This is a genomic window from Kroppenstedtia sanguinis, assembly GCF_050433445.1.
GTDB classification, from domain to species: Bacteria; Bacillota; Bacilli; order Thermoactinomycetales; family DSM-45169; genus Kroppenstedtia; species Kroppenstedtia sanguinis.
Map to the genome: position 1 here is coordinate 1 of NZ_JBNPXF010000041.1, position 9633 is coordinate 9633.

11 protein-coding genes and 1 pseudogene are annotated in these 9633 nt (G+C 44.4%); 1 reads left to right on the top strand and 11 read right to left on the bottom strand.

Translation table 11 applies throughout. From position 1 onward, the window contains the following. From JOD24_RS15695 to JOD24_RS15740, 10 genes and pseudogenes are all read right to left on the bottom strand, one after another. A partial coding sequence (locus JOD24_RS15695) for a hypothetical protein (RefSeq protein ID WP_429247310.1) occupies window positions 1-349 on the bottom strand: 349 nt, incomplete at its 3' end. A 63-nt stretch (window positions 350-412) separates the two neighbouring features. Continuing rightward, entirely contained in the window at window positions 413-2539 is a 2127-nt protein-coding gene (locus JOD24_RS15700; protein ID WP_429247317.1) for a thioredoxin domain-containing protein, read from the bottom strand. 109 nt (window positions 2540-2648) lie between these two features. Further along, complete coding sequence (locus JOD24_RS15705) at window positions 2649-2744, bottom strand: HNH endonuclease (RefSeq protein WP_380162850.1); 96 nt, start codon at window positions 2742-2744, stop codon at window positions 2649-2651. Between the two features lie 130 nt (window positions 2745-2874). Then, window positions 2875-3363 carry an SMI1/KNR4 family protein gene (locus tag JOD24_RS15710; RefSeq protein ID WP_380162849.1) on the bottom strand — a complete coding sequence of 163 codons (489 nt, stop codon included), beginning with the start codon at window positions 3361-3363 and terminating at the stop codon, window positions 2875-2877. Between the two features lie 77 nt (window positions 3364-3440). Further along, window positions 3441-3527: pseudogene (locus JOD24_RS15715) on the bottom strand (hypothetical protein); the annotation flags it as partial. Between the two features lie 95 nt (window positions 3528-3622). After that, window positions 3623-4075: a hypothetical protein gene (locus JOD24_RS15720; protein ID WP_429247311.1), complete on the bottom strand. Its 453-nt coding sequence runs from the start codon at window positions 4073-4075 to the stop codon at window positions 3623-3625. Window positions 4076-4098: 23 nt separating this feature from the next. Further along, window positions 4099-4557: an SMI1/KNR4 family protein gene (locus JOD24_RS15725; RefSeq protein WP_429247312.1), complete on the bottom strand. Its 459-nt coding sequence runs from the start codon at window positions 4555-4557 to the stop codon at window positions 4099-4101. A gap of 239 nt (window positions 4558-4796) precedes the next feature. Next, complete coding sequence (locus tag JOD24_RS15730; RefSeq protein ID WP_429247313.1) at window positions 4797-5390, bottom strand: hypothetical protein; 594 nt, start codon at window positions 5388-5390, stop codon at window positions 4797-4799. An 84-nt stretch (window positions 5391-5474) separates the two neighbouring features. Then, window positions 5475-5681 carry a bacteriocin immunity protein gene (locus JOD24_RS15735; protein WP_429247314.1) on the bottom strand — a complete coding sequence of 69 codons (207 nt, stop codon included), beginning with the start codon at window positions 5679-5681 and terminating at the stop codon, window positions 5475-5477. Window positions 5682-5688: 7 nt separating this feature from the next. Further along, entirely contained in the window at window positions 5689-7263 is a 1575-nt protein-coding gene (locus JOD24_RS15740; RefSeq protein WP_429247318.1) for an HNH endonuclease signature motif containing protein, read from the bottom strand. 1179 nt (window positions 7264-8442) lie between these two features. Here JOD24_RS15740 and JOD24_RS15745 point away from each other — a divergent pair. Further along, on the top strand, window positions 8443-8856 hold the full coding sequence (locus JOD24_RS15745) for a type II toxin-antitoxin system HicB family antitoxin (RefSeq protein ID WP_429247315.1): 414 nt from the start codon (window positions 8443-8445) through the stop codon (window positions 8854-8856). Window positions 8857-8916: 60 nt separating this feature from the next. Here the strand turns inward: JOD24_RS15745 and JOD24_RS15750 are convergent, their stop codons facing one another. After that, the gene (locus JOD24_RS15750) at window positions 8917-9177 is read right to left on the bottom strand and encodes a type II toxin-antitoxin system HicB family antitoxin (RefSeq protein ID WP_429247316.1); all 261 of its coding nucleotides are present in this window, start codon (window positions 9175-9177) and stop codon (window positions 8917-8919) included. Window positions 9178-9633: the final 456 nt, after the last annotated feature.

Sequence of the window (9633 nt, forward strand, 5' to 3'; positions counted from 1 at the left end):
ATTGTAGTGCCTGTGGCACTTCCTCGATTTCCAATTGTAGTGCCTGTGGCACTTCCTCGATTTCCAATTGTAGTGCCTGTGGCACTTCCTCGATTTCCAATTGTAGTGCCTGTGGCACTTCCTCGATTTCCAATTGTAGTGCCTGTGGCACTTCCTCGATTTCCAATTGTAGTGCCTGTGGCACTTCCTCGATTTCCAATTGTAGTGCCTGTGGCACTTCCTCGATTTCCAATTGTAGTGCCTGTGGCACTTCCTCGATTTCCAATTGTAGTGCCTGTGGCACTTCCTCGATTTCCAATTGTAGTGCCTGTGGCACTTCCTCGATTGCAGATTGTAGTGCCTGTGGCACAAGGTCACTTAGGTGGACAGCAAAAAGGAACGGTCTTGAACCGTTCCTTTTTAGAGAATGGGTCTATCGGTGTTTTTCATATCCCAGACGCTCTTCCAGCTCCTCCAGTGTGGTGGCTGGAGCCTTACAAGCGTAGTTTTCACAGATATAGGCCGTCGCCCGTCCCTGGATCGCACCCTGTTCGGCGAGAAAGGGGACCAGTTGAGTTACTTCCTCTCCCTTTCCCTCAGGTTTAAAAAGGAGAACCGCCTCAGGCAAAAAAGCCTGCTGTACTCGCTGAATCATCTTTTCCGTATCCCGGTCCCCCTCGGGGCCTGCGATGACGATCTCCTTGGATGTCCCCAGGAAAAACTGCACCGCGGTTAAGAAAAAGCTGAAAGCAGTGGGAGCTTGACCGACAGATCCTGCAAAAGCCCGGATCTGTCGGTCTGCCTGCTCCCGAAGCTCCGTGTCTCCGGTGAGTCGGGCGAGACGGGCCAGATTGAGGGCGGCGACGGAGTTTCCCGAGGGCACGGCCCCATCGTACACTTCCTTGGTCCGAGTCAGCAACTTTTCTGCATCCCGACCGGTAAAATACAGCCCATCCTCCTCTTCATCTCTGAACAGATCTAGCATCTCCCCGGTCAACTCCAAAGCAGACTGCAAATAACGGGGCTGGAACGTCGCCTCATACAGCTCGATCAGTCCCCAGACGAAAAAAGCATAATCATCCACATAGCCTGGGAGCGCTGCCTCTCCCTCTCGGTAACGGGCCAGGAGCCGCCCCTTCTCATCCCGTAGCCTCTCCAAGATAAAGGACGCTGCTTTCTCCGCCGCTTCGGCATAGCTTTCATCCCCCAGAACCTGGGCTCCCTTGGCGAAGGCGGCAATCATCAATCCATTCCAGGAAGTGAGGATTTTATCATCCTTGTGGGGATGGACCCGTTCCTCCCGAGCCCAAAATAGCTTCTCCCGGGATCCCTCCAGCTGCTTTCGGAGCTCTTCTATATCCGAATTTCTTCTCTCTGCGATTTCCTGCAAAGAGGAGTGGATCCGGTTGGGGATACACATCTTCTGTTCAAAATTTCCCTGGGGAGTAATATCATAGCACTCACAAAAAAGCTCCCCGGCCTCTTCCCCCAGCACTTCATTTACCTCAGAGGGCTTCCAGACATAAAACTTGCCTTCCTCCCCCTCCGAATCAGCATCCTCGGCGGAGTAGAACCCTCCTTCTTCAGAGGTCATCTCTCGCAATACATAGGCGAAAATCCCTCGGGCCGTCTCGGCATAGACCTCCTTCTGTGTCACCTGATAAGCTTCCAGATAGGCATAGGCCAAGAGGGCGTTATCGTATAACATCTTCTCAAAATGAGGAACCAACCACTCCTGATCCACCGAATAGCGAGCAAAGCCGAATCCTATATGGTCATAAATCCCGCCTCGTTGCATCCCCTCCAGGGTGTGCTCCACCATGGACAGAGCAAAGGGTTCCCGGCTCTCTTTCCAGTATCGCAATAGAAACAGCAAATCATGGGGACGCGGAAATTTGGGCGCCGTCCCGAATCCTCCATACTGGGGATCATAGGTGGACTTAAACTGATGATAGGCCTCCTCCAACTCCTCTTTCCCCAAATCCCCGGACTCGCTCACCTTCAATTGGGTTTTTACCGCTCGCGTGATTTTCCGCCCTGCATTCAGCACCGGCTCTCGTTCTTCCCGCCAGGACCGGGCCACCTGTTCCAGGATTTCCATCAACCCCTGCATTCCCTGCACCGCTTGTTTAGGAAAATACGTGCCCGCGAAAAAAGGCTCCTTCTCCGGAGTCATGAGGATCGTAAGCGGCCATCCCCCCTGTCCCGTCAGCGCCTGGCAGACCGACATATAGATATGATCCACATCCGGACGTTCCTCCCGATCCACCTTGATCGCGATGTATTCCCGGTTGAGAAGATGAGCCACCTCCACATCCTCAAAACTTTCCCGCGCCATTACATGGCACCAATGGCAGGTGGAATACCCGATGGAGAGAAAGATCGGTTTATCTTCCTTCCTTGCCTTCTCAAAAGCCGCATCACTCCAGGGATACCAATTCACCGGATTGTATGCGTGTTGCAACAGATAAGGAGATTTCTCTTGAACCAGCCGGTTCGGTTCACGGCCTTCGTGATTGGACAATTTTTCAACCTCCCGCTTCGTTCCAGGTACGTACATTATATACACAAGGAGACGCCAATCCAAAAAACTACAATGGTCAAATCCAATCAGTTGTCCTGAATTGCTGGAGAGTGTTTAAATGAGTGCATTCCTGATCAGTCGAGATTCACCTAATATGAGTTGTGGGACGGTGAATCTCGGTTGGGACCAACTGAAGACGACCAGGCTCTTGGTGGTGACCTGAAACGAAAAAATGGCCCATAGAGGGCCAACGGTTTTACATCCAGTCAGGTTTGTACAGTTTGTTTATTAGTTCAGTGAAATTGTAACAAACATTTTCACGCTCGTGAGGATACCCCTGACTGCCTTATAACTTGCATAGAAAATGGGCACTAACTCCAATCAAGATCTGGATACTCTTCTCTTAACATTTTGTCGATCTCACTTGTATCTGCTTCATACAACTTAGATATCAACTCAGAAAATGAATCGCATACATAACTGATAGCAGTTTTGGGACTGGCCTTTTCATGATCCCAAAAGACAATGCATGGATTCGACTCATTCTCACGATAGCTAAAGCAAATGTAGTTACCAAAAGGATCGCTTCCTATTGGATACACTTTCCTCGGTAAACGTGTTTTAATCGAACGATATTCCTTTAAAATGTAATCTGGCTGTGTTTCAACATAACTTAACAACCGTTCAAAAACTGCTCCCTTCCGACCCTCAAAGTCAAAGGAGTTAGGATCAGGAACACCACCATGGTTTTGCATTGCGTACTCTGCATAGTCTTTAGGGAAACGAATTCCAAATTCTTTTTCAACATGCTCAATATCTTCTTTTTTTACAGGCTCATCTGTATCCAGCCACTTGACCAATATTATTCACCTCGATATTTACCTTTTCTAGCTTCTTCTCCTCCACCCCAAATTTCTCTACCACCTGTATGTCCAGCTTTTGCATGGACTTCTCTATCCACTAGTTGCATCTTTCCCCGCATCTCGCATAAATAGATCGAAGTTGAATAGTGCCCGAGTACCATTATCAAATCTAACAGGCAATTCTGTTCTTTCCCCGTAATAACTCTTCTAGGCTAAGAACATCGAAACCCCCTCCAAAACGGAGGGGGGTCTTTACTTAGTCAGATCTGGTCCTATTCATATACTCTCTGTAAAGAGCATCTCCCCTTCTACGATCCACACAGGTAGTAATGGAGATCAGTGGGCACATAGGAGAAATAGTTTCATTTTTAAACACGATCTGCGGAATTCCATAAAAGACATACTTGGGATCGTCCAATGGGATCTCCCATATGCCGCCAATATTTTCTCTGAAGGTTTCTCCTACATACCTTGCAAGTTTGTCCAACATTGCGCTGTTTGATTTGATTTCGGGAATGGTTTTGTAGTTGGAAATGATCCATTCTTCCAAACGAAGAAGCGATTGCGGAGAATAGTCCAATTGAAGTTCACTCGGCATTTCCTCTATAAACTCATCCAAAAGATCGTCCATTTCAATCAACCAATATTGGAAGTTGTCATTCTCCTCTTCTTTGTTGAGTACTTTTTTGTCGCTCTTCTTGATTTTCAACTTAATTGCCTACCTCTTGATAATTAATCCTCTTCGCGAATATAGAGTTGGTCTAAAAAGCCTTGAAAAGTTGAGCTGTTAGTAAATGATTCGTCGATATGATCACCATTAAACAACTCGGAGACATGGTCATCCTTATGGTGAAAAAAAATTGTGGAAGGGGTCTTGCTGTTCTTAGGGTAGAAGAAACAGTACTGACTACCGATTGAGTCAAAAGCAAATGGCAAAACCTTGCCATTTTCACTTAACTGCTTATCCTCGTCAAAAAACGATTTTGATTCACTGGCCATCATTTGAATCGGATAAAAACTATCAATATCACATGGTTCACCATCTACATCAACAAGCAGTTCTTGCTGTTTCGGTAAATCATATAGTAAATACCAGTCGATAAAATCTCTAGGTAAGTTTATTCCAAGCTCCTCTTCAAGCTTTTTAATGGTCCCGAGAGAAAGAGGACGATTCAATTTAACCCATTCCATTGTGTTATCCTCCCTATTTAACCTTTTGTCTACCCCAAAATTTGTGGCCGCCAGTATGTTTAATGGTGTCATTTAAATCTCAAGGAACTAGAATGAGTTTCCCATTTTCTTTATCATGATGCCATGTTAACTTTTGCTTTGCATCTTCTATTTGGGAAGGTGACCATTTTGTCATGTCTCTTTCAGCAGGAAGGATTGGCCCAATAGATCCCTTATTTCTATGTATGGAATCTATTCTCTTATCTATTTTGTTCATCCAGAGTATGAATCCAGGCTTTTTCATTTTCTATTTGAGTAGGAAGATACATGGCTAGAGTAGATATAATAATTGTGGGGTCAACACCTTGTGATGTTGGTTCAATAATCCATGACAAAAACCTTTCAGGCCCTCCGTTTAAATAGGGTGGTGGAGATATTGGCTTAAATATTACTGGAAGTTTCTTCAACAAAGATAGGTTATTTAAAACAAAAGAAAGTTCCTGAATAACGTTCCATACAATTTTAGAGTTAAGATCAAAATCCAATTTTATATACCAACTATTTATATTAACAAATACAACACCTTGAACACACGGTATTTTCCCAAAAAATTGTTTGATATATTCTCCGCCGTGCCCTTCCGACTCGTCATTTTGGAAAACATCTAGATACTCCTTTAAGACGCTAGCATCTTGAGACTTTCGCACTCGTTTTTTAATTTCATCTAAACATACAGGTGCATCTCTATGATCAATTGAAAAATGACTTTCAAGCAAATTGACAATTTGGTTTTCCAGATTTATATTGCTCTTTTCAGACTCTTTAATTAAACGGTCAAAAAGCCTTTTATCCAAGCAAATGGTTATCTTTGGAATGACAACAGACCTCCATTCAATTTTTTAAAGCCTTGGAGTTACTCCCAAGGCTTTAAAAAGAGATTATTTGTTCGGTTTTTTATTGTTAAGTGCCTCATCTACTATTTCTTCGGCTGTTAGGTCTCGGTTATCCCAAAAAATCAAATCAGACCCGGCTGGATTTGGAACACTCTTATTAAACAAATGAACCATCTCTTCAAGCTCTTCTTCAGAGTACGCAGCTGGGTTCAAAATTTTTTTTACAAGCTGTACCAGCTCTTCTCTTGTCATTTTTTCATCACCTTTTCATCCCATTATGAAAGCCCCTATAGTGGGCATAAGGGGACGCGATCACGAGATTATCCAAACTGTACACTTCACCACCGTGTTCAAGTGGAGTCAGGTGATGAAGTTCATAGACTCCTTTTCCCCCGAGTTGTTCATTTCGTGGAGCAAAAGGAGCTTTACCCTGCCTCATCAAAGTTTGATTACGATGACTAAACTCTGAAGCATACTTAGAATTACCTACAACTTTCCAAAATTCTTCCCTGAACTCTTTGAATGTATTAAATCTCCTGCCGGTGAGTTGATTGGCAACATCGTCTGGTATCAAGCCGATTCTACCATCTATCATCATTTTGTCAAGATTTCCCCAACCATTACCTTCAACAGTACCAGGAGTTTTTCTTAGGATATCCGTACGACCTGATTGTCCCCCACCACCGTTACCCGAGGCCTTGTTATACCCCTCCGCCGCTTCCTGCCCGTTTTTCTTCACCCAGGGCATGGCCAGTGTGCCGTCGCCGGAGACACCGGGGATCAGCAATGGTTTGCTCAAGGCTGGGGCCCCATCGATGACCGCTCCGGCATAGGGGATGAGCAGGCCGATCATGCCCGCTATGGTGGCACTTCTCCAATCCAATTTCCGATCTCTCAACCAGTCAAAGGTGGACTGATCCGCCACTCCACCACTGCCGCCACCGATGATCTTAGGCAACCACTTTTGCAGGAAAGGATTTAGTGTGGATTGGGCTAATTTAGCCCCTGCATATCGGGTTACCCCGGCGAACACCCCATAACCGAAGACTCCTGCGAATCCACCGATCCCCGCATCCCGCAGGATGGTGTTTGGGTCGTTTCCCTGAAGCCACGACACTCCGCCGGAAATGGCTCCGCTGACCAACATCGTTCCCCCAAGGGGAGGGGAGACGAAGAGAGCAATGATGGTTGCGGCTAAACCGATAGTAAATTCGGGATGATCCACTCCAAAACTGACCCACTCATAAAACGGATCCACCCCGGTGATGGCACCTATCAGCTTGGAAAAGCCAATCAAACCTTTTAGTTGGGGAAGGGTTCCCATCTGATCATATGCCAGCCGCTTCCCGACATAGTTTGCAATGCATTCCGAATCGTTTCCACAATGTTTACGTGCTTCTTCAAGAAGCCTTTTTATACGTTCTTCACGCAACTGCTTTTTCTTTTCTTCACTAGGGCCAGAAAGTAACTCTCCCCCTTTTTTCTTGATACAATCCCAACTAAGGGCACACTCATACCAAGAAGGATCGCTTTTTACTGGCTTTACTGGAGGCGTAGGTTCGGGCTTCGTATGTAATGGAATAGGGCTGAACTCATCTTCGGGAGGATCGGGCTTTTCGGGCTTAGGATCTTCTTTGGCCATGTATTTCCCAGCCTTACAGGAAGGTTCCCCGTTTTCATCATAAAGGAAGGGAACAGAGCAAAGAATGACTTGTCGTAAGGATGCCTGCACGGGCTCACTTTTCACAATGCCAACCACAATTCCCGCCAACATCGTAGCGGCCATCATCACAAACACATATTCAACAGTGGGGGAACCTCTTTTGGAGGGGATTCCCCGAAAGAGCTAACGTAAAAGATCCAATCAACCCGCCTCCTATTTTGGAAGATTGTTGGTTAATTGGATGATAGATTATCTTGACTTTTCTAACCAATAGGACTTTGGTTGTAAAAAGAAAGAAATCCAGCTATCACTGGATTTCTGAAGTTTTATGGGGTTGGTGTAGTTGATCTAAAGTGACACATGGCACCAATGGAGGAATTCATAGGAAAACGAAAAGCCCAGCATCAACTGGGCTTTTACTGATTTTCCGTGATAATTAATTTGAATCTTTCTTTTTTAGAAATTTGACCAAAAACCAAACGACCAGAGACACTACAGCTACAACAACTATTGAAGCTAGGATTTGAAATAAAAAGGTTCCCGTTTCAAAACTCACCGAAATTCACCTCGCTATTTGAGGGTTTAGAGCGCCAAATTGAAGAAAAGCATCTGGATCCTGAGTGTTCGGTTAGTAATAACCATCTCCATTTCATTACCTTTGGCAACTGATCATTCCCACCATCCACCCAAACAGACGAAGTACAACGCAATGAAAATCCGATTTCTGATCTCCGAGGAAAAGTATACCATATCTTATCCTCCACTTTACCTTTCAAGTTCACTTCAGGGAAAATTATTCTAGTCTTGCTACAGTTAAGCCACGACGACACATCCATCAAGTTATAAACTATGGTAAAATCCGAATAATGAAACATAACATTCAACGTTGATTTAGCTACATTTTAGGAAGTGTAGATCATTCGCTCCGAATTTGATCGCCAAGAAAGGGATCTGAGGGCTTCAGCTCATCTTATTGGAAAGATGTGATTCTATGACAAAGTATTTCATCTTCTTTTGTCTTCTTATCTTATCCATGGTATTCATTGCTTCGGTGAGTCCCCACTTTATTATTTTACTTGCCATTTCTCCTTCAGTTGTCCATTTGATCAGGGCCTACGAACACAAAAAATCGAATCAAGCATACAAACAAGACATACTTTTCTCTCTTCTGATTATCTTGGTCGTTCCCACCGCATATCTCATCGCATTCTTGATATAGTCCAAACTGCGAGCGTAGATTGGCTAATACTCTTTCTTCTAATAAGCAGTGACTTCTGAATTATTAGAAATTAATCCAAGTTCAATCTTCCTTTATTTATTCCTTTTAATGCAAACAGGGGAGTGAATATATTGAAAACACATTATATTTTCCCTGCCGTTTTTGAATATGATCAACCTGATAACATCGTCGTATTTTTCCCCGATCTCCCTGGGTGTATCAGTGTTGGCGAAAATACTGAAGATGCATTGCGTATGGCAAAAGAAGCCCTTTCTCTTCACTTGTATGGAATGGAACAAGACGACAACAAAATCCCCTCACCGTCCAATCCAGAAGACATTGAACTGGATCAAAACAATTTAGAAATCGTAATGGTTGAAGTCTGGATGACTCCGATCCGAGAATATATGGAGAAATCCATCACAAAGACTGTGACCATCCCCCTATGGCTGAATGATGCAGCAGAAAAACATAAACTAAACTTTCCCCAAATCCTTCAAAGCGGGTTAAAGGACAAATTGAGTCTCCTCGATGAAACCAAATAAGTCATCATAAAAACACCCTTTTTGGTCGTAGGGAAGTCTCTGGACAAACGATGACTGATTCTAAAGCACCTCTACAATAGAAATGAACACAATTTGGTTTGACGAATCATAGAGCTTGATATCCTTAGGGTTAGAAGGAGGAGGCAGAGGTTGGTTCCTGTCTTTGTATTGCAAAATAGACTCCCGCAACAATTCGCGAGCGACTGGAACCCCCTTTTCAATGTTTTCATGCGTTCCAACGGCGGGGAAATCCGGGAAATAAAAACTAACGTTGTTCCTTGCCTGCTCAAAAACGCAGGGATAACTGTACTGTTTTTTCATATTTCTCCCTCCTCGTGGGTCACTTCCCGTCTTCCGTAGCATTTTCATTATATACTTCACAAACAAGAGTTAGCGTAATATTTACAGATCATCTCCTGAAAGATGGCTTCAACGATCCCTTCAGTCAAATCAATGTAAAACTAGTTCCTCTTCAGGTAACTTTAATCTTGTTTTTCAGCAAGGCGGGGACAGTATGGTGGGTCGGCTCCGGACTCTTCGCCTCTCCACGCCCATCTGTGATTTTCCACACAATGTTCGCTGAAGGGGCGCTATCTACCCCACCGAGTATCGAAATAGGAAATGATCGTTGAAATCACCCTAAGCGAAAACCTATAGCGATCAACAACAAAAAAGCCCAATTTGGTCTTGACCCTGTCAAGTAGACAATGAAAAAAAGAACGGTTATGCGGCGATTTTTTCCCGATGCTCTACAGGGGAAAGGTCGCCCAATTTTTT

Excerpts from the sequence above, each read along its gene's own strand:
- JOD24_RS15700 (WP_429247317.1), bottom strand. The coding sequence starts at position 2,539 with ATGTACGTACCTGGAACGAAGCGGGAGGTTGAAAAATTGTCCAATCAC.
- JOD24_RS15705 (WP_380162850.1), bottom strand. The coding sequence starts at position 2,744 with ATGGGCCATTTTTTCGTTTCAGGTCACCACCAAGAGCCTGGTCGTCTT.
- JOD24_RS15725 (WP_429247312.1), bottom strand. The coding sequence starts at position 4,557 with ATGGAATGGGTTAAATTGAATCGTCCTCTTTCTCTCGGGACCATTAAA.
- JOD24_RS15735 (WP_429247314.1), bottom strand. The coding sequence starts at position 5,681 with ATGACAAGAGAAGAGCTGGTACAGCTTGTAAAAAAAATTTTGAACCCA.
- JOD24_RS15750 (WP_429247316.1), bottom strand. The coding sequence starts at position 9,177 with ATGAAAAAACAGTACAGTTATCCCTGCGTTTTTGAGCAGGCAAGGAAC.